The 24,185-nt window shown below is 54.7% G+C and carries 21 protein-coding genes; 9 read left to right on the top strand and 12 right to left on the bottom strand.

Annotated elements, in window-relative coordinates; genetic code table 11:
• Positions 1-42 precede the first annotated feature (42 nt).
• The 5 genes from EDC90_RS08355 (at position 43) to EDC90_RS08335 (ending at position 3,509) form a co-directional block, all read left to right on the top strand.
• A complete protein-coding gene (locus EDC90_RS08355) occupies positions 43-510 on the top strand; it encodes a RidA family protein (protein ID WP_132310445.1) in 468 nt (155 codons plus the stop codon).
• Positions 510-1,223, top strand: coding sequence for a glycerophosphodiester phosphodiesterase family protein (locus EDC90_RS08350; protein ID WP_132310443.1), 714 nt, complete (start codon positions 510-512; stop codon positions 1,221-1,223). Before EDC90_RS08355 ends, EDC90_RS08350 begins: the two co-directional genes overlap by 1 nt.
• 12 nt (positions 1,224-1,235) lie before the next feature.
• Positions 1,236-2,390, top strand: a complete 1,155-nt coding sequence (locus EDC90_RS08345; RefSeq protein ID WP_132310441.1) for a GNAT family N-acetyltransferase — start codon at positions 1,236-1,238, stop codon at positions 2,388-2,390.
• 28 nt (positions 2,391-2,418) lie between these two features.
• On the top strand, positions 2,419-2,844 hold the full coding sequence (locus EDC90_RS08340) for an HIT family protein (protein WP_132310439.1): 426 nt from the start codon (positions 2,419-2,421) through the stop codon (positions 2,842-2,844).
• Positions 2,845-2,984: 140 nt separating this feature from the next.
• The gene (locus EDC90_RS08335; RefSeq protein WP_132310437.1) at positions 2,985-3,509 is read left to right on the top strand and encodes an MgtC/SapB family protein; all 525 of its coding nucleotides are present in this window, start codon (positions 2,985-2,987) and stop codon (positions 3,507-3,509) included.
• Positions 3,510-3,512: 3 nt separating this feature from the next.
• On the opposite strand, the gene EDC90_RS08330 is transcribed toward EDC90_RS08335, so the two are convergent.
• Positions 3,513-6,986, bottom strand: coding sequence for an ATP-binding protein (locus EDC90_RS08330; RefSeq protein ID WP_165972784.1), 3,474 nt, complete (start codon positions 6,984-6,986; stop codon positions 3,513-3,515).
• A gap of 4 nt (positions 6,987-6,990) precedes the next feature.
• Positions 6,991-8,238: a metallophosphoesterase family protein gene (locus EDC90_RS08325; RefSeq protein ID WP_132310433.1), complete on the bottom strand. Its 1,248-nt coding sequence runs from the start codon at positions 8,236-8,238 to the stop codon at positions 6,991-6,993.
• A 137-nt stretch (positions 8,239-8,375) separates the two neighbouring features.
• On the opposite strand from EDC90_RS08325, the gene EDC90_RS08320 reads away from it, so the two are divergent.
• Complete coding sequence (locus EDC90_RS08320; RefSeq protein ID WP_132310431.1) at positions 8,376-9,362, top strand: aldo/keto reductase; 987 nt, start codon at positions 8,376-8,378, stop codon at positions 9,360-9,362.
• Positions 9,363-9,437: 75 nt separating this feature from the next.
• Here EDC90_RS08320 and ppa read toward each other — a convergent pair whose 3' ends face one another.
• From ppa to EDC90_RS08285, 7 genes are all read right to left on the bottom strand, one after another.
• Complete coding sequence (ppa, locus tag EDC90_RS08315; RefSeq protein WP_132310429.1) at positions 9,438-9,968, bottom strand: inorganic diphosphatase; 531 nt, start codon at positions 9,966-9,968, stop codon at positions 9,438-9,440.
• A 220-nt stretch (positions 9,969-10,188) separates the two neighbouring features.
• Positions 10,189-10,695, bottom strand: a complete 507-nt coding sequence (locus tag EDC90_RS08310; protein ID WP_132310427.1) for a GNAT family N-acetyltransferase — start codon at positions 10,693-10,695, stop codon at positions 10,189-10,191.
• Positions 10,696-10,807: 112 nt separating this feature from the next.
• Entirely contained in the window at positions 10,808-11,842 is a 1,035-nt protein-coding gene (gene lpxK / locus EDC90_RS08305; RefSeq protein ID WP_132310425.1) for a tetraacyldisaccharide 4'-kinase, read from the bottom strand.
• Positions 11,843-11,885: 43 nt separating this feature from the next.
• Positions 11,886-13,280 carry a lipid IV(A) 3-deoxy-D-manno-octulosonic acid transferase gene (gene waaA / locus EDC90_RS08300; protein WP_132310423.1) on the bottom strand — a complete coding sequence of 465 codons (1,395 nt, stop codon included), beginning with the start codon at positions 13,278-13,280 and terminating at the stop codon, positions 11,886-11,888.
• Between the two features lie 264 nt (positions 13,281-13,544).
• Entirely contained in the window at positions 13,545-13,778 is a 234-nt protein-coding gene (locus EDC90_RS08295) for a DUF4170 domain-containing protein (RefSeq protein WP_132310421.1), read from the bottom strand.
• A gap of 67 nt (positions 13,779-13,845) precedes the next feature.
• Positions 13,846-14,649 (bottom strand): 3'(2'),5'-bisphosphate nucleotidase CysQ, encoded by an 804-nt coding sequence (locus tag EDC90_RS08290; RefSeq protein ID WP_132310486.1) that lies wholly within the window; start codon positions 14,647-14,649, stop codon positions 13,846-13,848.
• 34 nt (positions 14,650-14,683) lie between these two features.
• Positions 14,684-16,030, bottom strand: a complete 1,347-nt coding sequence (locus EDC90_RS08285) for a TldD/PmbA family protein (RefSeq protein WP_132310419.1) — start codon at positions 16,028-16,030, stop codon at positions 14,684-14,686.
• 101 nt (positions 16,031-16,131) lie between these two features.
• On the opposite strand from EDC90_RS08285, the gene EDC90_RS08280 reads away from it, so the two are divergent.
• Entirely contained in the window at positions 16,132-17,943 is a 1,812-nt protein-coding gene (locus EDC90_RS08280) for a monovalent cation:proton antiporter-2 (CPA2) family protein (RefSeq protein WP_132310417.1), read from the top strand.
• Between the two features lie 24 nt (positions 17,944-17,967).
• Here the strand turns inward: EDC90_RS08280 and EDC90_RS08275 are convergent, their stop codons facing one another.
• The 3 genes from EDC90_RS08275 to EDC90_RS08265 form a co-directional block, all read right to left on the bottom strand.
• The gene (locus tag EDC90_RS08275) at positions 17,968-19,008 is read right to left on the bottom strand and encodes an HlyD family secretion protein (protein WP_132310415.1); all 1,041 of its coding nucleotides are present in this window, start codon (positions 19,006-19,008) and stop codon (positions 17,968-17,970) included.
• Positions 19,009-19,089: 81 nt separating this feature from the next.
• Positions 19,090-20,742, bottom strand: coding sequence for an MFS transporter (locus EDC90_RS08270; RefSeq protein WP_132310413.1), 1,653 nt, complete (start codon positions 20,740-20,742; stop codon positions 19,090-19,092).
• Positions 20,729-21,193, bottom strand: coding sequence for a MarR family winged helix-turn-helix transcriptional regulator (locus EDC90_RS08265; RefSeq protein WP_132310411.1), 465 nt, complete (start codon positions 21,191-21,193; stop codon positions 20,729-20,731). The genes EDC90_RS08270 and EDC90_RS08265 overlap by 14 nt, the downstream gene beginning before the upstream one ends.
• Before the next feature lie 284 nt (positions 21,194-21,477).
• Here EDC90_RS08265 and EDC90_RS08260 point away from each other — a divergent pair, with 284 nt between their 5' ends.
• Together EDC90_RS08260 and preA are read left to right on the top strand one after the other, a co-directional pair.
• On the top strand, positions 21,478-22,839 hold the full coding sequence (locus EDC90_RS08260; protein ID WP_132310409.1) for an NAD(P)-dependent oxidoreductase: 1,362 nt from the start codon (positions 21,478-21,480) through the stop codon (positions 22,837-22,839).
• A gap of 20 nt (positions 22,840-22,859) precedes the next feature.
• Complete coding sequence (preA, locus tag EDC90_RS08255; RefSeq protein WP_132310407.1) at positions 22,860-24,173, top strand: NAD-dependent dihydropyrimidine dehydrogenase subunit PreA; 1,314 nt, start codon at positions 22,860-22,862, stop codon at positions 24,171-24,173.
• Positions 24,174-24,185: the final 12 nt, after the last annotated feature.

Raw genomic sequence — 24,185 nt, 5'->3', positions numbered from 1 at the left:
GCCAATTCCATTCATCGACTTCTTTCCTGAGGATTTTTCATCATGTCTGCTGAAATAACCGCCCGCCTGGAAGCCCTTTCTATTACTCTGCCGGAAGCATCGGCTCCGGCTGCAAATTATGTGTCCTACACGATTTCCGGCAATCTGCTTTACATCTCCGGCCAGTTGCCAATGGAAGGCGGCAAGCTCATCGCGACCGGACATCTCGGCGACAGTGTTTCGCTTGAAGACGGCCAGAAGGCCGCGCGTGCTTGCGCCATCAATATCATTGCTCAGGCCAAAGCCGCTCTTGGCGGTGATCTCAGCCGAGTGCGCCAGGTCCTCAGAATCAATGGCTTTGTTTCTTCAACACCCGACTTCACAAATCAGCACCTTGTTATCAACGGAGCGTCCGATCTGCTGGCCGAAGTTTTCCAGGAAGCAGGCAAACACAGCCGCGCAGCCGTCGGCATGGCAGCCCTGCCAATGGGGGCAGCCGTTGAAATCGATGCCATTCTGGAGATCGCATAATGCCGGCACCAGCATGGCTGACAGCAACCCCGATTGCACACCGGGGCTTTCACGACCAGAATAAAATGGTCTGGGAAAATACGATCCCCGCCTTCGAACGGGCCATTGAAGCTGGCTTCGCGATAGAATGCGATGTTCGCCTTTCCAAAGATGGCGTTCCATTTGTATTTCACGACGACGATCTCAAGCGACTTTGTGGCCGTGACGGTGAAATAGAAACACTTTCTGCAGAAGAGATTGATACGATTACCGTGGGTGACAGCGGCGCAGTCATTCCGCGCTTTTCCGACGTCCTGAAGACCTGCAAGGGCATCGTTCCGCTGGTCGTCGAGCTTAAGCGCGGCGCTGAGCAGGATTCGCGCTTTGTCCCCACTGTCGCAGCCGCAGTTCGCGGCTATGAAGGACCGCTGGCGCTCATGAGCTTCGACGCCGAAATCATGCGGGATCTCACGCGCGAGAAACTTCCCTTCCCGCTTGGGCTGACAGCGCTTGGCGATCACGAAGAAGACTTCACGCGTCATCGCGACGCGCTTGCAGCCGGCCTTGATTTCATCTCATATTATTACGAACATCTTGATAATGATTTCATCGCCGGACTGCGCAAAGATGGCATAGCAATCATCACATGGACCGTTCGCGATCCTGATGCACGGGCAATCAGTGACCGGTATGGGGATCAGATGACATTCGAGGGCTTCGACCCCCGCCAATAGTGCGAGCATAATTTGAGCGATAATCTTCACATCCGCGTCGAAAACAGTTTTACCAGCATCGCCCCGGAAAACTGGGCGCGGCTTGTGCATGCGGGCGGATATAATCCGTTCCTGTCGCACGCTTATCTCTCTGCTCTTGAAGAATCAGGCTCAGCCACCGCCGAAACCGGATGGCTGGGCCACCACCTGCTGCTGGAAAACGATAGTGGCGACCTGATTGGCGCATTGCCATGTTACCTGAAGAATCACAGTCAGGGCGAATATGTCTTTGATTTCGGGTGGGCCGATGCCTTTGAACGCGCTGGTGGCCGCTATTACCCCAAGCTTCAGGCCTCCATCCCGTTCACTCCGGCAACAGGCCCGCACCTTCTTGTTGCAGAAGGTTATGACCGTGAAAGCGTCCAAAAGATTCTGGCAGATGGCCTTATCGCTGTGAACGACCAGCTCGGCGTCTCGTCTGCCCACGTAACCTTCGTTCCGGAAGATGAAGTAACGGTATTTTCCCGAGCCGGTTACCTACACCGGACAGATCAGCAGTTTCATTTCATCAATCACGGCTATGAGAGCCATGCCGCCTTTCTGGAAACGCTGGCCTCCAGAAAACGCAAAGCTCTGAAAAAAGAGCGCAGAACCGCGGTTGAAAACGGCATTGAGATCGACTGGCTGACAGGTTCTGACCTGACAGAGGATGTGTGGGACCAGTTCTTCGCATTTTATATGGACACCGGCTCACGCAAATGGGGGCGGCCCTATCTGACCCGAGCGTTCTACTCCCTGATCGGCGAACGTATGTCCGATGACATTCTGCTGGTTATGGCCAGCCGCGAAGGCCGGTATATCGCAGGTGCAATTAACTTTATCGGTCAGGATACGCTTTTCGGACGACACTGGGGGTGTATCGAAGACCATCGTTTTCTGCATTTCGAAGTCTGCTATCATCAGGCCATCGATTTCGCGATCGCGCGCGGCCTCAAGCGTGTGGAAGCAGGTGCGCAGGGTGAGCACAAGCTGGCACGCGGATATGTGCCGGTTACCACGCATTCAGCCCATTACATTGCGCATGAAGGCCTGCGAAATGCCGTTTCCGACTTCCTCGAAAACGAGCGCGAAGACGTCGAGTATATGAGTGGAATTCTGTCAGACCATACGCCTTTCAAGAAGGCATAAGTAAAATCATTTCAAAAGGATAAAATCTATGCCTGATGTCGTTTATGAAAACGATAATATCTTTGCAAAAATCCTTCGCGGAGAGATCCCTTCTGTCCGTGTTTATGAAGACGATGAGGTCGTCGCGATCATGGATGTGATGCCGCAGGCGCCGGGCCATGTTCTGGTTATTCCGCGCGCGCCGTCACGCAACCTGCTGGATGCTGACCCTGAAGTTCTGGCAAAGACGATGCCTGTCGTTCAGAAACTGGCGAAAGCCGTCAAAAGGGCTTTTGAAGCCGATGGCGTTTTCATCGCGCAGTTTAATGAGCCGGCCGCCGGACAAACCGTGTTCCATCTGCATTTCCACATTATTCCGCGCATGGATGGTGCCGACCTGAAGCGTCACTCTGACAGCATGGAAGACGCCGAAATTCTGCAGGCTCATGCTGATAGGATCAAAGCGGCGCTTTGAATGACTGTAAGCCAGCCGGGCCTTTTATCTTCCAAGAAGGCCTGGCTCCGGTAACTCCATGTCTGAAACGGGAACGAGTGGTACCCTACCAGCATTGAGGCCTGAAGCGCCACCCGAAAGATATGAAGGACCACCGGTTCATGCAGGCCATTCTTGCCGACTTTCATAATCAGACATCGCCCGACCACTGGGTTCTGTTCGCCCGCCTGATCGGGGCGTCTCTCTTCGGCGGTCTGATTGGCCTCGAACGCGAAATGCGCCATCACTCTGCCGGGTTACGCACGCATATCCTTGTCAGCCTCGCAGCAGCACTCTTCGTGATTGTCTCGACACAAGTGCCGGAGCTGATGCCTGATGACAGCAACGTATTACGGGTCGATCCAACACGTGTCATTCAGGCGATCACAGAGGGCGTTGCATTTCTCGCCGCAGGAATCGTTTTCTTTCAGAAAGGCACAGTCAAAGGTCTGACGACCGGGGCTGGCCTCTGGTTTTCCGGCGCAGTTGGCCTCACCATTGGACTTGGCCTTTGGAGCCTTGGGATATTCGGTTCTCTCCTTGGCCTTTTTGTTCTGTTTCTCTTGCAGAAGCTTGAAGCCAAAACGCGCATCAGTCCCCGCAACAAGTCGGGTGAAAAGCCGGATCAAAGTCCCGATGCAGAGTGACCCTCACGCGTTCAAGGTGATGATATCGACGGACGGACCAAGCGTCCGTTCAGCAATCTCCACCAGACTACGCTCATGGGTAAACAGGATCGTCTGGACCTCACTGAGGTTCACCAGCGCCTGAAGACCTGATTCACTGCGAGCGTCATCGAAAGTCTGAAAAATATCATCGACGATCAGCGGTGCAGGCTCGTTTCGGCTGGCATAATCCTGAATAAAGGCCAGCCTGAGCGCCAGATAGAGCTGATCGCGCGTGCCATCACTCAAACCATCGACTGGCACCTCATGACCGCTTTCCCGCTGAGCCGACAAGATCAAGGCATCGTCAGCGCCGTAATGCTGGACGAGGCCTGTAAAAGCGCCACGCGTCAGTGTTTTAAAATGTGCCGCTGCCGCTTCCAGAACAGGGTCCGCACGGCTCTGCCGGTATCGCTCAACCGCTGCTCCCAGAAGCCGGTCTGCCAGCCTCAGCGCCACCCAATCGCGCGCCAGTGCCTGAGCTTCTGTTTCAGCAGATTGCCGATCAAAAGCGGCCTTTTCAGCACTTTCACCGGTTTCCAGTGCCTCTTTCTTCTGACGGCACGCCATACGACGTTCCAGAAGCGTTTCCAGAACAGTTGCATCCTCACGTTCATCTGCTGAAAGAGCTTCGATTTCAAGCCGACAAGCCACCTGATCAAGCTCGCCTGCCATAGCTCTTACGCCGTCTTCATCAGCGCCATCACTGCTTTCTCTGAACCGCCTTCGAGATTCCTGCAGACTTTCCCGCAAATCCGACCGTGCCGAAAGGCGTTCAGGAAGGGTCTGCGCGTCGACACTCTCCGGCAACTTTTTGATTACTTCCGTAAAATCTATTTCAATATTTTCAATATCTTTTTTAGTTTTATTCAAGTCATGCTTCAGAACCGTTTCACGTTCTGTCAAGCCTTGCCTGCGGGTATAGCGCTCTGCATGCCTGGAGATTTCCCTCTCCAGCACTTCAAGTGCGTTCTCCGGCGCCTGTCCGGTCAGATCAGGGACAAGAGCCCCGACAAGCTCAGAAACGCTGGCTTCGAATGCCTCAATCAACGCTTCATCTGTTGAAATCGTCTGCCTCAACGTCTCGCGCTTCTGCACGAGGTCCGGCACTTTGCTCCAGGTCTCAAGCGCTGCTGCAATCGCTGCCAGAGCGGTTTCGCCGGAAAGCCCGGCCTGCTTCAGCCGGGATGCGAGACGAGCAGAGAAGGCTCTATTGTGTTCGCTCAGCCTTTCTATCGTCTTCTCGCAGCGTGAAACATTCTGTGCAGCAGCAGAAAGGCGTGCCTCCTGGTCACGTGCATTTTCCCAACGCTCTGAAAGACGGTCAATCTCAGCCTCAACAAAACGGGCCAGAGCCGCGACTGACATCGTCGGATCTGCCTGTACACCACCGGCTTCTGCGAGACTGAGAAGGCTCTTTTGCAGCGGAAGCCGTTTCTCGCTGAGCACGTCCAGCCGCTTCTTGCTCGCAACCAGATCAGAACGCCTTTCGATCAGGCTCTCAACGCTGCGTCGCCACTCGACCATCTCATCCGGTTCTGCGGGCTTGATCTCAACCTCGGCGAACAATGTCGAAAACGCAGTTTCAGCTTTGTTCAATTCCTCTTTCCGGATAGCAACCATGTTTTCAGCTTCCGCGCACTTCGCTTTAAGTGCTTCGAGGCGTGCCAGACTATCGGTCCGGCGTGCGACAGCTTCAGCTTCCGATAATGCACGATCACTCAGATCATCAGCTTTCGTGAGCGCACTGTGAAAGGCACGATCCCAGCGCTCGGGCCAGCCTTCCAACGGTTGCCCTAAATGGGCTTCAATGCTGGACCACAGAGAATCACGATGATGACGAACGGCCCGAATATCATCGCGGGTTGGAAGCGCTGCACCGTGATCGTCGTCTGCCAGCGCGTTCTCCAACGCCGTCAGATCGTCCTCATATTTCGCACGGGTCGTTTCGGCTTCCTGCAAACGTTGCAAGGCCGCTGAAATCACCTCATGCCCGCGTTTTATCTCCTCCAGCCCTGGGAGCGCGGCGAGCGAAAGGGAAAGCATGTCCCGAATTGGCGGGCGAAGCGCTGCAGCATCGTCGGCAAGCTGCCGCTCGGCGTGATCAATCTCTGCAAGAAGATGTTCTGCATCAGCCTGTGCCGTAATATCCGGACGCAATGCATCGAAACGACGACGAAGCGGCGATGGCTCAATCGGTCTTTCGCCCTTGATCTGCTGCTGCGCCCGTTCCAGTGTTTCCCGGCTTTCCAGCAGCGCTTCACCGGCGAGCTTTTCATCACGGCGAAGCTCGCGCCCCTCTTCCAACAACTCCTGAATAGATGCCCGTAACATTTTGTCCGGGCAGTATTTTTCGAGATCAACCACAGAATCGAACCCCAGTGATTGCGCCTCCACCTGCAGCGCCTGAGTTATCTCACCAAGACGCTTTTTCGACTCCGGCCCCCGTTCTCTGGCCTGCAGGTAAAGCGCTGTTTCCAGCCGCAACCGGGCGACATCGTCACGGCGCTTCAGCAGCATCTCATCGACATGAAGCGCGGCAATGCTCTCCTGCATCGAAGTCAGCTGCTTTTGTTTCTCTGCTTCACTGGCTCGCAACTCTTCGCGCTTCAGACGCAAAGCCTGCATGCGTTCTCCAATTGTGTCATCAAGCCCTTCAAGATCGGAAAAACGTTCAAGTGACAGCGCGTAATGGTCCATTTCTGTCAACAGACCGCGCAATTGCTGAAGCCGCTGAAGATCAGAAATGCGCATCTGGCGTTTTTTCTGGCGCTGCCGCAACGTCTCAAGCGCTTCTTTGATCTCCCGCTCTTCCTTGAGAAGGTTCTTCCAGTCGCTGGCATTCAGTTCATGCTGCCGCTCCGCCTTGCGTGCCGCTTCATGCCGGTCGATCACCTGATAAAAAGAACGGTTTTGCGACTTCCGTGGTGCATAGATCTGGTCGGCCTCGACGGAGAGCGCATCACCAACCGTCTTCAGCCCGGTCAGTCCCGAAGCGGCTGAGAACAGAAGCTGTCCGATTTCACCGCCATCGGCAAGCATGTCGTCAGCGCCCGACCGCAACCGTTCTGAATCAAGGCCGAAAACCCGCTCGAAGACCTGCCGCGTCAATCCACCGATAAACGGCGAAAGCGCATCATCGTTCAGCGGAACATCGCGCTTGGCCTCACCTGCAAGAAGCGTGTTCTTTCGACCTTTGCGCCGGATGAACGAAAGCCCGTCCCCATCGCGTCGCAAAATTTTCGCGCCGACACGCAGGTCCTTTGCCTCGTGCAGAAAATCAAACCGAACATCGCGATCAGGAAAACCGAATAACAGATCGGAAAACGCAGAAAGCGCTGAGGACTTTCCAGCCTCATTGGGCCCATAGATGATGTGCAGACCGGCAGTGGCATCAAATGAAATCGTCTTGTCTGAGAAATGACCGTAACGAATGAGGTCAAGTGAGGAAAAACGCATGATTTCAGGCCGCTCCATCCAGTCCAAGCCGCGTGCGGATGATGGCTTGTGCTTCTTCCAGCACCTCTTTTGCCGTTGCATCCAGCGGAGTCTCGTCTGCTGCAAGGCTTCCCGGCAGACGGCGGGCAATATCGGCAATCAGGGCTTCGGCATCTTCATGCGCTTCCGGTGTTTTGGCAATCTCATCGATTAACCGGGTGATATCCATCATTGCACCGTCGGCCTCTGGCGTTCTTTCTTCAATGGGCTCATGCAAATTGATCACCAGCTTCTCCAGCCAGATGTCGGCGTGAACCCGTTGCAAAGCCGCCTGAACATCATCGTGCCACTGCCTGCGGCTGGCGCGTATACGGCCGGCGGCCGGATGATTGCCCGAAAGCTGCACCCGCAGTGCAGTAACGCGCTGGCTGGCGGTCTCACAAAGCCGTCCCGCAGCCTCTTCAATTGATTGCAGAATATTGCTGTCTTGCATCGTTGGATTAACCACCACATCGACAGCTTCAAAGCGTGCGCAATCGACAATCAAACGTTCATATGAAATGCGCCCCTCATCCACAGTTACCAGAACAGCACCTTTCTCACCGGTCTCCCGGATATTACGGCCCTGCAGATTACCGGGATAAAGCGTCAGAGGTTCACGAAGAACCTCTTCAAAAGCATGCACATGACCCAGCGCCCAATAATCATACCCTCTTGAGCGCAGGTCGTCGGACGTGCATGGTGCATAGGGCGCGTGCGGCGGACGGCCGGACAGAGAGGTATGAAGGACGCCAATATTGAACCAACCCGCTTCAGCTGCCGGATATGATAGAGCCAGATTTTCGCTGACGGAACGTTCGGCAAAGCCCTGCCCGTGCAATGCGACTTTCAGCTTTTCGATCTGAAAGGTCTGAGGGCGCTTCGTTGAAAACTCATGAACACCCTCCGGCATCGCTATCGTACGCGCGACGATACTTTCCGCATCGTGATTGCCGCGAAGCAGATAGACCGGAATGCCAGCGCGCGTCAGCCGGGCGACCTCGCGGTTAAAGAACAACCCCACATGATTATCCCGCCAGGGACCGTCATAAACATCCCCCGCAATGATCATGAAATCGACGGCTTCATCCAACGCACGTTCAATAAGCGCCGAAAAGGCAGCTCTGCCGGCCGCAGCAAACCGCTCGGCAATCTGCGGATCCTTCAAAGCGAGGCCGCTCAAAGGCGATCCCAGATGCAGATCAGCAGCATGAATAAAGCGAAAGCCTGTCACAATTTCTGTTCCCGTGCTTTTCGTGTCCACCTTATAGCGCTAAAAGATGGACGTGTTTCACCGCAAGTCAAAAGCGTCATTCCGGCGCTTTATCCAACCCGCATTTGACCAAATGCAAACGATCATCGGAGGAGACGATGCACTATCACAATTTCGGCCGCACCGGGCGCCCGGTTTCCAATATCGGTTTCGGCGCGTGGCAGATCGGCGGTTCGTGGGGCTCTGTCAGCGAGGAAGACGGGCGTGCCGCTCTCAATGCCGCATTGGACTCCGGCATCAACTTTATCGATACAGCTGATGTCTACGGCGATGGAAGATCTGAAAAGATCATCGCTGACGTTCTGGCAAAACGCGGTGGTGAGAAGCCATTCGTTGCGACCAAAGCGGGCCGTCGCCTCGATCCGCATGTCGCCTCCGGCTACAATCTGGAGAATCTTGAGGGTTTCATCGACCGCAGTCTGAAAAACCTGAAGGTCGAGCGGCTTGATCTCTTGCAGCTTCACTGCCCGCCGACAGAAGCCTTTTATGATCCTGATGTTTTTGCTGCACTTGATACGATCAAGGCGAAAGGCAAAATCGCCGAATATGGCGTCAGTGTCGAAAAGGTCGAAGAAGCGCTGAAGGCTATTGAATATCCCGGCGTTGCAAGCGTTCAGATCATTTATAATATCTTTCGCCAGCGCCCGGCGTCCCTGTTTTTCGAACAGGCCAAGAAAAAGGATATTGCAGTGATCACGCGCGTGCCGCTCGCCAGTGGCCTTCTTTCAGGGAAGATCACGCGCGACACGGCATTTGCAGAGGACGATCACCGTAACTTCAACCGCAAAGGCGCTGCTTTCGATGTTGGCGAAACCTTCGCAGGCGTCCCGTTCGACATCGCTCTTGATGCCGTGGAAGAGGTTCGCAGATATGTGCCAGGTGGCGAAACCATGGCTGCTTTTGCCCTGCGCTGGATCCTGATGAACGAGGCCGTCACGGTGGCAATTCCAGGTGCACGGAACGCCAAACAGGCAAAGGCGAACGCCTCCGCCTCAGACCTCCCGGCAATCAGCAGTGATGTTATGGCAGCGATGCAGGAAATATATCAATCCCGCATCGCACCTCATGTTCATCAACGCTGGTGAACACGAGAGCATTTTCAATACACAAAAAAGGCCGGGAACAACCCCGGCCTTTCAGTCAAAAACAATCAGTCGCGTTTACTTCGATTTTGCGCGCTCGATGGCTTCAACGATCAGTTTCTTGGCTTCGTCTGAACCATGCCAGCCAAAAATCTTGACCCATTTGCCGGGCTCGAGATCCTTATAGTGCTCGAAAAAGTGCTCAATCTGCTTCAACTGGATTTCGGGTATATCGCTCGGCTCGTCGACTTTGTCGAAACGGGCACTGACTTCCTGCGATGGAACGGCGATGATCTTCTCATCCTTGCCGGAATTGTCTTCCATCATCATCACACCGATCGGGCGCACATTGATGACGCAACCCGGCATCAGCGGACGAAAATTGCAGATCAGCACATCGATTGGGTCGCCATCATCAGACAGCGTATGCGGAACGAAGCCGTAGTTACCCGGATACATCATCGGCGTATACAGGAACCGGTCAACGACCAGTACACCGGCATCTTTGTCCATTTCATATTTGATCGGCTGGCCACCGACAGGCACTTCAACGATGACGTTGATATCTTCCGGCGGATTGTTGCCGATGGAAATTGCTTCAATACGCATTTGGTCCTCCAAAGCAGGAAAAATATTCGGCCTTGGATAATCAAAATCACACCCCAAGGCAACCAGCCTATATGACATACAGCAATTTCGATATCAGTAGATGCTAGAAACACCCCCCACAGCATCGGCCCGAAAACCGGAATCGATTTTCGGAAAGCACGATGGGTAGATTCAATAGGTTGGATGTGAGCTTTGTGCATCCGAATGGATGCACGGCGCTTTAATCCCAGCAAAATGAGACCTTGCCAAGTGAGGTGTCACCAAACTGGCTTCTTGAGAACGCCAGTGGTTTGCCACCTAAGGCAGAAAAGAACATCTTCGCCTGCTGGAGATCGTCGAGCACCCAGCAGATCGTGCCTTTGCAACCGAGCGAAGCAAGAAGCCTGCGCGCTTCTGTGAAGAGATCCCGCCCAAACCCAAGACCCTGATATTCCGGCAAAAGATAGATTTCGTAAATCTCGCCTTCCGGCAGCAAGGCACGTGCACGGCTTAATCCAACCGTTGCATAGCCAACAAGCTTACCCTGCACTTCCAGCACCAGAACGGTTGCCTCGCTGCTCACGGCGCGTTGCCACCATGATACATTGCGTCGGGTCAGCATATCCTGCAGTGAACGGTGCGGAATGATGCCCGCATAAACCTGTTGCCATGCCTGCCAGTGGACAGTGGCGACGGATACTGCATCGGCCATTTCAGCAGGCCGGACATCGCTTGAAAGTATGCGCATCGTTCCAACCAGGTTTTTCCGTTCAACCCGGCTTTCAGAATACGCGAAATATGTCTGTTTGCCCACCACAAAACAGTTCAGGCAGCGAAAGCCGGGATCGGATATAACAGCTTTATATCGTCGTGCGGTTTCTGAAGCTGTCAATCGTCCGATCAATGATGTCGTCCGGAACCTGCTTATCTTCAAAGATTGTTGCAACGGGAAGTGTCTGACACTGCTCACGTAACCCAATCAAAGCCGGCTGCATGGCGCCTTGAAGACGCGCATAGTCTTTTGTCGTTGTAACCGGCACGAGTTCAAGTGATTGCGCTTCACGCAAAAGCGAAGCCGCCAGTTCCGGCGAAAATGCCTGATGATCGGAAAGAGCGTGTGTTTTGACGATATCCGCCCCACATGCGCGCAAGGTTTCAAAGAACTTTTCGGGATTGCCGATACCGGCGAATGCCAGAACGCGACGACCTGACAGATCAGCAAGGTTTCCGATGGCAGGAACAGTGTGCACGCGCGCCAAAGGAAGCTCATATTTTGCGGAAAACCAGTCAGCAAAACCGCATTCACCACTTTCACCATTCAGAATAACCATATCCGTTCTGACAATCTGGATTGCCATTGGTGCCCGCAAGGGACCGGCCGGAATGCACCTTCCATTTCCTAATCCGCGCCCAACATCGACGACAGAAATTGAAAAGTCCCAACCAAGCTTTCCGCTTTGAAGCCCGTCATCCATGATTATGAAATCGACTCCGATTTCCTTGAGCAGGCGCGCGGCATCTGCACGCGCTGGAGAGACAGCAACAGGCGCTGTTTCAGAAAGCATCAAGGCTTCATCTCCGACATCCAAAAATGTATGCCGCTCCTTTTCGACAAGCGTTGCCTGTCTGACCCGGCCACCAAATCCCCGCAAAACGAATCCAGGATTAAGGCCACGGGTTCTGGCATGACGGGCGAGACATTCTGCAAGCGGTGTTTTTCCGGTTCCACCGGCTGTAAAGTTGCCGATGCAGACCACTGGAAGGTCAACCCAGGCCTCAACATCACGGCGCATCTGTGCACCTGCAATAGCGCCATAAAGCCAGGATAGAGGCGCAAGTGATATTGCGGCCAGGCCACCTTTTTTCCACCAGAATGAAGGGGCCTTAGTCAGCATATGCTCTTGAGACTCTCAGAATGAAAAAGATGTTTCGCGCGTTTCAACGCGCAATTTTGCTGGCCTGTGCTTCGGGAACCCGTTTCAGCACGTCTGACGAATGATGCGATGGCTGCTTTACTGATTTCGACTTTGCGCAAAATCGCGCTTCGAGGATCAGTGGTGCGAGATATCTCTCTAGCCCCTTCATTGTGCGCGCAAGAGCGCCACGCATCTCCCGAACGGCCTCAAAACCAGCGGAAACCATTGTTTCACGGGCCTTCGCATCGCGCATCAGCAATTCAACCGATTGACGAAGCGCTTCAACGCTATCGACGGTTCTGACAGCACCACGCTGGCGGAGCTGTCGATAGGCTTCGCGGAAATTATCAACATTGCGGCCCGTCAGGACAGCTGCTCCGAGCATAGCGGGTTCAAGCGGGTTCTGGCCACCTCTGGCTGTCAAAGACCGCCCGACAAAGGCGATACGCGTCAACCGCAAATAAAGTCCCATATCCCCCATCGTATCACCGAGAAGAATATCCGTATCAGGCTCGAGCGGATCTCCGCACGACCGGCGCGCAACCTTCAGACCCTGCTCTTGAAGTTGCAATGCAATTGCTTCGGCACGATTGGGATGGCGGGGAACGATAATCGTCAATGGCCGGTTAAACCGCGCTTTCAAAGATAAGTGTACCTCGGCTGCAGCCTGCTCCTCACCTTCAAATGTAGAGATTGCCGCCCAGACCGGTCGACTTCCTATCGACTCCTGCAAAAGCCCAACCTCCCGCGGATCAGCCGGTGGCGCTTCGCGATCAACCTTGATGTTGCCGGAAACACCGACATTCAGCGCACCAAGATCACTGAAACGCTCGGCATCGAGGTCCGTCTGCGTCAAAATGCAGGCAAAGCGCGAAAACAAGCTGCGGGCGAGTCCACGCCGCATCATCCAGCGATCAAATGACCGGTCAGAAATGCGACCGTTGACAATGATATGCGCGACACGCCTGCGATTCAGCTCGGCAATGGTGACGGGCCAGACCTCGGTTTCAACATTCACCGCAAGGTCAGGCCGCCAGTGGTCGAGAAAGTTTCTGACAGAAGGCGTTGTATCGACCGGAACATACTGATGAATAACCCGGTCCCCAAACCGTTCGGCTGCCAGGCGCGCTGACGTCACAGTGCCGGTTGTGAGCAGAATGCTGATGCCATAACCGCGCACCATTTCGATCAACGGAGCAACGGCGAGGGTCTCCCCGACACTCGCCGCATGAATCCACACGAGTGGCCCGTCGGGACGCGCCACGGCCGCATGACCCAGGCGCTCGTTCAGTCTGGCACGATCTTCTTTGCCCTTGCGAACCCTGTAAAGCAGAGCCGGCCTGAGAAAGGGATAAAGCGCCATACCGGCGAACCGGTAACCTCTTTGAGCAATCCATGTCGAAACGTCGGGTTTCATGGGCCGTCCATATGATCTTGTATCAAATAACTTCCGAAAATCGCAACTCAAGCGCGATTCGAATCCGATACAATCGATAATAGCATGTTTATATGTAACGAAACAGGCAGAGCGGAAAGCGATACGCTAAAACGCTTTTGCCAAGCCATTTGTCAGCATTCGCCCGTTCAGCCGAAACAACCTTTGCAGGTATATCTGATCCATGCTTTCATCTGCCATAAAGGCGGCAAAAAAAAGGAAACGCCCATTCTCAGACCCGGATAATCAGCTCTCGGGATCGAGAAGACGGTGCAGGTGCACGATGAAGTAGCGCATATGCGCATTGTCAACGGTCTGCTGCGCTTTCGATTTCCAGGCCACATGCGCGGCTGCATAATTCGGATAAATCCCGACAATATCGAGCGCATCAAGATCGGAAAAACGCAAACCTTCAAGGTTTTCCAGCTCTCCACCGAACACGAGGTGAAGCAGTTGTTTATTTTCGACGGTTTCAGTCATCATGAGCCTCATTGACTGTTTTGATCGCTATTTTGAAAGCTTCGTGTCGCGGGTTTGATTGCGATTGTCAAGTTTGATGCCCTGCACCAAAATGCCGCAACAATGTCGCCACCAGCGTCTCATTTGCAGCGAACAAAACGCCTTGCGAAACGGACTCGCGATTATAACGCAGAGGCTGTCCTTTTTCATCGCAAAGGCGTGCACCGGCCCGCTCCAGAATGATGTCCGCCGCTGCCAGATCCCAATCGTGGGAATCCTGTCTGACCAATGTTGCATCAAGACGACCGTCCGCGACCATGGCGAGCCGGTAAGCCAGTGAAGGGATGTGATCGGCGGGTCTGATACGGCCAATAAACTCAGAAGCAAACTGACGGTTGAGGCTTGCCGGAAGGCAGATATCGACGACATCATTGTCGTTCAGCGCGTCTTTTTGCGTCGCAACAACAGGCACGCCATTTTTAATGGCCGGACCGTTTGCATGGGCAGAAAAAACTTCGCCAAGGGCCGGAGCAACCAGAACGCCGGCAACAGGCCTTCCGCGATAAACGACGGCAACGCTGACAGCCCAGTTCCGACGCCCTTTCAAAAATCCGCGCGTACCATCAATCGGATCGACGACGAAAACATGGTCGCATCCAAGGCGTGCAAGGTCGTCTTCACTCTCTTCCGAGAGCCAGCCATAATCCGGTCGTGCTTTTCGAAGAGTATCTTCAAGCACCTTGTTTGCGGCAAAATCGGCTGCACTGACGGGAGACTCACCACCATTTTTCCACCAGACTTCAGGGTCATGGCCAAAGAAGGATAATGCAATTGCCCCTGCCTCATGTGCCGCAGTTTCGATGAGGGCCAGGTCGGCCTCCACCTGCTTCACATGATCAGAGCCCGCGATCAAATCCGGGGACCTTTCATCGTCCTGCAAGGGTCAGCCCCTCAACCAGAATGCTTGGGCAGGCAATCGAGAAACGCCGGTCAATATCGCTGGCTGGTGTCATCGCCATAAACATGTCCTTCAGGTTTCCGGCGATGGTCACCTGCGATACCGGAAAAGCGATCTCGCCATTCTCGATCCAGAAGCCGCTGGCACCGCGCGAATATTCACCGGTGATCATGTTGACGCCCTGCCCTATCAGTTCCGTCACCAAAAGCCCGGTACCGATCCCGGCCATCAGTTCTTCCTGACTTTTGTCGCCCGGCTCCATGATCAGATTTGTCGGAGACGCTGAGAGCGAGTTTCCGGCGCGGCTTCCACGGCCATTGGTCTCAAGACCAAGTTCACGACCGAGCGCAGTTGACAAAAACCAGTGCTGAAGAACCCCATCTTCGACCATCGTGAGCCTGTCGCTTTTTACGCCCTCACCGTCAAACGGCTGGGAACCCGCACCTCGGAGAATTCCAGGATCGTCAGTGATGTTCAAACCAGAGGTGAGAATCTGCTTTCCCATCTTATCCCTGAGAAAGCTGGTTTTGCGCGCAACTGCGGAACCGGAAATTGCGCTGGCAAGATGTCCGATCAGGCTCGCCGCCAAACGTGATTCAAAAATCACCGCTGCACCGTGTCGGGTATCGATCTGGCGCGGCGCCAGACGGCGCACAGCCCGTTCACCAGCACGGCGGCCAATTTCTTCCGGCGCAAACAGATCTGCGTCAAATGCGCGCCCGTCGGAGTCATGGTCACGCTGCATCGCTGTGCCCTCGCCAGCGACAGCAGAGGCTGATATCGACGAAAATGAGCGCCGATAACCACCGGAAAAGCCATCCGAGGTCACAAGTGCAAATGAAACACGGCCATTGGCGGCTCCGGCGCCGGAACTTTTGCTTACACCGTCAACGGAAAGTGCAGCAGCTTCTGCTGCAAGTGCGCGCTCGGCCAGTTTTTCCGGGCTGACTTCCGTTTCATCGTAGAGTTCCAGATCGGGAACATCGCGTGCCAGACGTTCGGTATCTGCCAGGCTTGCATACGGATCAACCGGCGAGACGTTGGCCATGGCAATAGCCCGCTCAACGAGAGCGTCGATATCGTCATCAGTGTTGGTGGAAACGCTTGCAACTCGGTTTCCTGAGAATACCCGCAATGAAAAGCCCCGATTCTCCGAGGCCTGCGCATTTTCCCGCTGCCCATCCCGCACCGAAATCGATTGGGAAACACCTTCCGAAACAACAACATCGGCGGCATCCGCGCCCGCTTTTTTTGCCACTTCCACAATTCTGGAAGTGCGCTCCGTCAATTCACTGCTATCAATATATGAAGACATGGCTTGGCCTTTCTTTGCGCTTCCATTTATTGTTGACTTTGCAATGCATCAAGTGCCGTCTTTGCAGAAGGACAGCATTTCATCGATTCAGGGACCCGATTATGGCGACATCGCAGACATTGTTTACCGAAACCGTCTGGATGCTGGGGGCAGCCACCATCGCCGCCCCGATCTTTAAAAGACTCGGTCTCGGAACAGTGCTCGGCTACCTTGCAGGTGGTGTCATCATCGGACCGGTTCTGAAACTGATTACGAATGGTGAAGAAGTCCTGCACGTTGCAGAAATCGGTGTCGTCTTTCTTCTGTTCATGATCGGCCTCGAACTGAAGCCGGCACGCCTCTGGACCATGCGCAAGGATATTTTCGGTCTTGGTCTGGCGCAGGTGGTGCTGACTGGCGCAGTACTCGTGCCTCTGGCGATGGTCTGGGGTATCACAGACTGGCGTGCTGCGGTGATCGCCGGCTATGGTCTGGCGTTGTCATCAACTGCATTTGCCATGCAAATTCTCGATGACAGCAGCGACGTGAATACCCGCTATGGCCAGCGATCGTTCTCGATGCTTCTGTTCCAGGATATCGCAATCGTTCCACTTCTCGCGCTGGTCAGTATTCTTGGTGGCGGGGCGGAAGATGCAACCGCAACGGACATGCTGCTGAATGCAGGAATGGCGCTGGCAGTCATTGCACTGATGATCGCCGCCGGTCGTTATCTTCTGACTCCGATTTTCCAGATTATTGCAGCGACGGGCGCACGGGAAGTGATGATTGTCGCCACACTCTTTCTGGTTATCGGTGCGGCCATGGCCATGCAGCTCGTCGGCCTTTCCATGGCGATGGGTGCATTTCTGGCAGGTGTCATGCTGGCAGAGTCCACTTACCGGCATGAGCTTGAGGCCGATATCGAGCCGTTTCGTGGTGTCATGCTCTCGATATTCTTCATCGCAGTAGGTCTGTCGCTTGAACTCAACGTCATTTACAACAACCTGGCTCTGGTTCTGATCGCCGTCCCGGTCCTGATCGCAGTTAAGGCAGCCGTAATCTATGGGCTTTGCAGGCTCACAGGTTCACCGCACGAGGATGCGATCCGTATCGCGGCACTTTTGCCTCAAGGCGGTGAATTCGGCTTCGTCATGTTTTCAACAGCTGCGGCAGCAGGTCTTTTCTCGAATTCACTGGCCTCCATCCTCATTGCTGTTGTGACGCTTACCATGGTCGCAACACCGCTTTGCGTGCGCCTGGCAGAACGCCTCACATCGCGAAATACCGAGCGCCATGAAGAGCTTGAAGAAGACTTTGCCGGCGCCGGAGACGAAGTCCTGATGGTCGGCTTTTCCCGTTTCGGCCAGATTGCCGCGCAAATTCTTCTGGCAAGCGGGCGGGACGTTACGATTATCGATTATTCGGCCGAACGCATCCGGCAGGCGTCTGCTTTTGGGTTTCACATCTATTTCGGCGATGGCACGCGAAAAGAGGTACTCATCGCCGCTGGTATCGAGAAAGCAAAGGTCGTTGCGGTATGCACGCAGAAGCGTGAAATCACTGACAGGGTCATTGATGTGATACAGGAAAATTTTCCGCGCGCTCACATCTATGCGCGTTCCTATGATCGGGGACATACGCTTGCGTTAAGGCAGCGGGGCGTTGAATTTGAATTGCGCGAAACGCTGGAATCCGGCCTCGTCTTTGGTCGGGAGACACTGGTTGCGCTGGGCACAAGTGAAGATGAGGCGCAGGCCATTACCGATGATGTTCGCCGCCGGGACGCTCAGCGGCTCGAAATTCAGGCGGTCGAAGGCATTATGGCAGGTTCGGATATGCTTCATACGGCGCCGGTTCGACCTGAGCCTCTGATGAGGCCGAAGCGGCGCAATCCTGATCCGACAGTCAAAGTGACAGGCAAGGACCTGGCGTAAAAACTCTGCCCCTGCCCGCCTCACTCACGATTGTTTTGTATCGATCGAGGTTACAACCGAAAGCCCCGGAACCAGCCGGTTTATATCGTTTTGTCCGGGATCGATTGCGATGCGGACAGGAACCCGCTGTGCAACCTTGGTGAAGTTTCCTGTCGCATTATCAGGCTTGATGACGGAAAACTGAGAACCCGTGGCGGGCGAAAAATGCTCGATCTTTCCTGTAAACCTCTCACCATTCAGCGCATCCACCGTGAACGAGACCTTTTGGCCGACACGCATGCCCGGAAGCTGCGTTTCCTTATAGTTCGCGATCACCCAGACCTGATCCGGCACCAGCGCAACAAGCTGCGAGCCGGGAGAGACATACTGTCCGATGCGCACTTTCACCTGCCCAAGCGTTCCATCGCGCGGCGCTGTGATCGTTGTATTATCGAGGTTTATTTTGGCCTGTTCGCGCGCCGCCTCAACGGCAGAAACCTTGGCCTCAAGCGAACGGCGGTTGACGACCTTTGACTGAAGCCCTTCCTTCGCCACCTGCAAAGAGGCTTTTGCCTGATCAACGGAAGCCTTCGCCTGATCAAGCGTTGCCTTGGCCTGATCCACCTCACTTTGCGTAGCGATCTGTTTCTGCTTCAGCAGATTTTTGCGATCCCATTGAGCCTTTGCATTGGTCAGAGCAGCCTGAGCACTGGCGACCCCTGCTTTGGCAGAGGCAACCTGCGCTCTGGCCGAGGCCTGAGCCTGCAAGTTCGCATCAAGTGCGGCGTTTGCGGCGGCAAGATTAGCCTCGGCCTGCGCCAGTTTTCTGGCGTAGATCCTGTCGTCCAGCTTCACCAGAATGTCCCCTTGATGGACGGTTTGAAAATCGGAGACCGCAACCTCAGCGACCAAACCGGAAAGCTGCGGAGCAAGCTGCGTCACCTGCCCCTGAACATAAGCGTTGTCGGTTCTCTCGATGCTGCCGGCAAAGGGCGGCAGGTTCCACGCCATCAGCAGGACAAGAATACCGCCGATACCGATTGCAAGGGTCGCATAAGTGGCGAGAGAACGAATTATACGTGTCATTTTGTGCGTCCTCATTAAAGTCAGAACGAAGGCCCGGCACCGATCGCCGGTCCCGGCTGGTTTATTCAAATGGATCAGAAATCACGCAGGCAGCCCTTCCGCTGCAGCACGTTTGTTTTCCCAGGCTTCAAAGCAGACATCGAGCACGAGGATCACCAGAGCGACCGCTGCCAGAAGCGCGATGAACCGGAAAGCATCGTTATAGGCCAGCACATAGGCTTGCTGCGTGGCTTTCTTTGCCAGCAAAACAGCGCCTTCGGCCTGCCTGATGCCTGTATCTGAGATCGTGGAAGCGTAGGCGCTTGCCAGCTGGGAAATTCTTTGCGTGACAACTGGATTACCGCTTGTGAGGTCCTGTGCAATTGCTGCCGAATGGATCTGCTCGCGCCATGTAACGAAGCTGCCGAACATTGCCGAGCCCAGAATCCCGCCCACACGCTGTGTCGTCAGAAACACCGCAATAAAGCTGATAAGAAAGCTTGGCCCGCGCCGAAGCGCTGCGATGAAACCGACCATCATCGCAGGAGGCAGATAAAGCCCGGCAGCAAAGCTGAGCAGCATCTGGCTGACATACATCTGCCCGGGCCGAGTCAGGATGGTTGACTGGCTATCCATCCAGCTTCCGATGACGAGAAGGACCAAAGCAAAGCCGTGTAAAAGTGCCACCCTGCCAGGTTTCAGCAAAAAAGCACAGGTGGCGCCTGCTGCAATCGTTGACAGGATAATGACGACATAAAGCCCCTGAAGCTGACCATTGTTCAGCCCAAGCATCACAAAGAACGAGCGGACACCGCTTGATTGCTCGGAAAGCAGAATACGGAAGATCAGCAAAGCGCCGGTAAAGTGGATAATCTCCGCTGATGTCAGCCAGCGGATTTCGATCATCGGGTTATCTCTGTGAAGCTCGATGAGCACCATGACCATCAGCGCTGCAACACCGGCGACCAGCATCACGCCCAGCCATGGTTTCTCAGTCCACCAATAAACGCGGCCGACAGTCAGTGCTGTGGCCACGGCTCCCATTCCGATAAACAGGAAGCTGAAGGAAGTCAGATCCACCTTATTGATGACCTTTACCCGCTCGCCTGAAAGCAGAGGCAGCTTAAAGATCAGTGCAAGCGAGATCAGCGCAAGACCGATTTCGCACATATAGAGACCATGCCAGCCACCATGCTCCAGAAGAAAGGGCGCGGTCAGGCCTGCCAATGGTGTTGAAAGGCTGAGTACGGTCATCGCTGAGCAGATCCCGATGTTCAGCTTTTTCTCCCGCGGCAACCCTTCCATCATGTAGAGGATCCCAACTGAAGACATCGGTGCAGCTGCAACACCTGCGAAAAAGCGCAACACAAGCGCTGACTGAAAGCTGTCCACCCAGAGATGGCAGAAGTTGATCAGTACATAAACCACAATCGAGACCTCGGCAAAACGGCGAATACCGAATTGCTGTCGCATCTTGAAAAGGATGAGCGTCAATGTTGCGTTGGGCGCAAGGTATGCAGCCATCAACCAACTCGCCTCGGCTGTCGTTGCTTTCAGCGGGCCGGCAATCTGCTGGATTGTGACCGAGATGAACGACATCCCCACACCCTGCGTGATGCCAATCACTGTCGCGGCAAACATGTAGAGAAGAAGCTGTGGCAAAGGCTTCGGCGGTTGTGGCGGCGGCGCACCGGGATAGATCGGGCGTGCTGGCTGCTCGGCAGCGGCTGGTACTGGCTGTTCAGTGGCTGTCATTACCCACCTCACAATTTTCAAGCCGATCGATCATCGTATAAAACAAGGTCGTCGCGGTTTGGAGCGCCGCAAGATCTTCAGTACGAATAAGCTTTTCTGCAAATTCACCGCGAACGGACGAGACAAGCTCTTCGGCCAGACTCCTCCCCTTCGGCATCAACTGGATAAGATTGGCGCGCCTGTCTTGAGGATCGTCCACCCGCTCGACCAGCTCCAGCTCGGCCATTCTGTCGAGCATGCGCACAACCGTCGGCCTCTCCAGCTCAAGTTCATCTGCCAGCGTGCTCTGATTGATCCGCTCATGTTTCGCCAGAATAATCAGCACCCGCGCACGGGAATACGTCAGCCCCATCTCGGAGACGCGGGCATTATAAGCATTCCGCATTTTGCGACTGGCAACGCCGAGAGCTTCCAGAAAGACGGCATACTGCGACGTCAGCTGATCAGACATATCGATAGGCCCTTATTGATTACCAGACTACTCATTAGTGTGCTACCTATTTAATTAATCAATTGATTTATTTCAAGTGCGTTTCGGACGATCTTCGACGATAGACTCTCCGACCGATAAGATTGCGACCCCTGATCTTTGGTCGGAACTCGCTGTCAGAAATCACGCCCAACGCAATCGGATAAGTAATTTGCAACGCCGGATCCTCAGAAAATTTACCGTTTGATAAAATTTTTAAATCGCGTTAAAGTTTGCGGATAAAACCAAAAATGGGGAACATAGCGATGGATGACTTGAAACCTGCCCTTCGGGGCGGGCGTTTGACGCCTGACGACTATTCAAAGAACTTTTCCGATTTGCACCCGCCGCTGAACCGGCATGAAGCTGCCGTTGAAGCAGACCGATGCTACTTCTGCTACGATGCACCCTGCATGACAGCCTGTCCCACTGCCATCGATATTCCGCTCTTCATCCGCCAGATATCAACGGACAATGCGATCGGGGCCGCCAGGACAATCCTCGACCAGAACATTCTCGGTGGCATGTGCGCGCGCGTCTGTCCCACCGAAACGCTGTGCGAGGAAGCATGCGTTCGCAACACTGCCGAAGAAAAGCCGGTCGAAATCGGCCTTCTGCAACGCTACGCCACAGATAAAGCGATGGCTGAGGGCCAGCAATTCTATGAACGCAGCGACGACACCGGAAAGCGTGTTGCAATTGTCGGCGCAGGACCGGCCGGGCTCGCCTGTGCCCACCGCGTTGCCATGGCCGGACATGATGCTGTGATTCTGGAAGCCAGAGACAAGGCCGGCGGACTAAATGAATACGGTCTCGCCGCATACAAGACGACTGAAGATTTCGCACAGAAGGAAATTGCTTATCTGCTTGAAATCGGCGGCATTGAAATTCGCTGCAATCAGGCACTTGGACGTGATTTCACGCTCGAAGACCTGCGGCGCGACTACGATGCGGTTTTCATTGGTATCGGCCTCGGTGACGTAAACGCATTGCGGATCCCCGGTGAGGACCTGAAGGGCTGCGAGAATGCCGTCGATTTCATTGAAACGCTGCGACAGGCTGAAGATCTGGCCTCCGTCAAGGTAGGCTCCAGCGTCGTTGTTCTGGGTGGCGGCATGACGGCCATCGACGCTGCTGTGCAGGCAAAACTGCTTGGCGCTGAGGAAGTGACACTTTGCTATCGCCGCGGCGCAGACGCAATGGGCGCCTCAAAGTTCGAGCAGGAGCTTGCAGCCTCGAAAGGTGTCTTCATGCGTCATTACCTGGCTCCGAAGGAAATTCTCGGAGAAGACGGCGATGTTACGGGTGTGTTGTTCGAGCAGACCGAGATTGTCGACGGCAGGGTCAAGTTAACTGGTGAAACCGGCGTTATCGCCGCTGACCATGTTCTGAAAGCGATCGGTCAAAGCTTCGTGACAGAACATCTGAACAGCCTGAAATTTGAAGGCGGCCGCATCGCTGTTGATGCAGATGGACGCACCAGCCTTCCTGACGTCTGGGCCGGAGGCGATTGTATCAAACAAGGTGAAGACCTGACCGTGACATCGGTGGCGCAAGGCCGCGATGCTGCAATGGCCATCAACAAAGTGCTCGCTGGCGAAAATGCTGGCGTGAGCGCCGTCGCTTGAGTTCGGGAAGGAGATAAAACATGGCTGATCTTTCAAACAATTTCGTCGGCATCAAATCGCCAAATCCGTTCTGGCTCGCCTCAGCCCCACCGACTGATAAAGCTTATAACGTGGAACGTGCCTTCCGCGAAGGCTGGGGCGGTGTCGTATGGAAAACGCTCGGTGAAGAAGGCCCTCCGGTCGTGAATGTCAACGGCCCACGCTACGGCGCCATCTGGGGCGCGGATCGCCGTCTTCTTGGCCTGAATAATATCGAGTTGATTACTGATCGCGACCTTTACACCAACCTCCGTGAAATCAAGGAGGTCAAAAGCCGCTGGCCGGATCGCGCAATCGTCGTCTCAATCATGGTGCCCTGTGACGAGGAAAGCTGGAAAGCGATCCTGCCACTGGTGGAAGAAACCGGCGCGGATGGTATCGAGCTCAATTTCGGCTGCCCTCACGGAATGTCCGAGCGTGGCATGGGTGCCGCAGTCGGGCAGGTACCTGATTATGTCGAAATGGTTGTCCGCTGGTGTAAACAGTATTCGCGTATGCCCGTGATCACAAAGCTGACGCCAAACATCACCGATATCCGTCAGGCAGCGCGGGCGGCAAAACGTGGCGGAACTGATGCAGTTTCTCTGATCAACACGATCAATTCCATCGTCTCTGTCGATCTTGATGCCATGGCCCCCTCGCCAACCGTCGGCGGCAAAGGCACACATGGCGGCTATTGCGGCCCGGCGGTCAAGCCGATTGCCCTGCACATGGTCGCAGAGATTGCGCGAGCCCCGGAAACAGCAGGTTTACCGATCTCCGGTATCGGTGGCGTCACGACCTGGCGCGATGCAGCTGAATTCATGGCACTAGGCGCGGGCAATGTTCAGGTCTGCACTGCAGCGATGACCTATGGTTTCAAGATCGTGAAAGAGATGACCTCCGGCCTTTCAGCATGGATGGATGCCAAAGGCTATCGCAGCCTTGATGACATTTCCGGACGCGCTGTTCAAAACGTCACCGACTGGCAATATCTGAACCTCAATCACATCGCCAAAGCCCGGATCGATCAGGATGCCTGCATCAAATGCGGCCGCTGTCATATCGCCTGTGAAGATACATCGCATCAAGCGATTACCGCGATTGTTGACGGCGAGCGCCGCTTTGAAGTCAAGGAGGAAGACTGCGTGGGCTGCAATCTCTGCGTCAATGTCTGTCCTGTCGAAAACTGTATCGATATGGTTGCACTGGCTCCCGGCGAAACCGACAAACGCACAGGCAAGACCGTGACCGCCGATTACGCCAACTGGACAGAGCACCCCAATAATCCAATGGCGAACAGGGCAGCGGAATAAATTCTGCACCTT

The sequence above is a fragment of the Martelella mediterranea genome (assembly GCF_004342225.1).
Taxonomy (GTDB): domain Bacteria; phylum Pseudomonadota; class Alphaproteobacteria; order Rhizobiales; family Rhizobiaceae; genus Martelella; species Martelella mediterranea_B.
The sequence above is the reverse complement of the archived record's forward strand: the minus strand, read 5'-3'. Positions and strand labels throughout refer to the sequence as shown.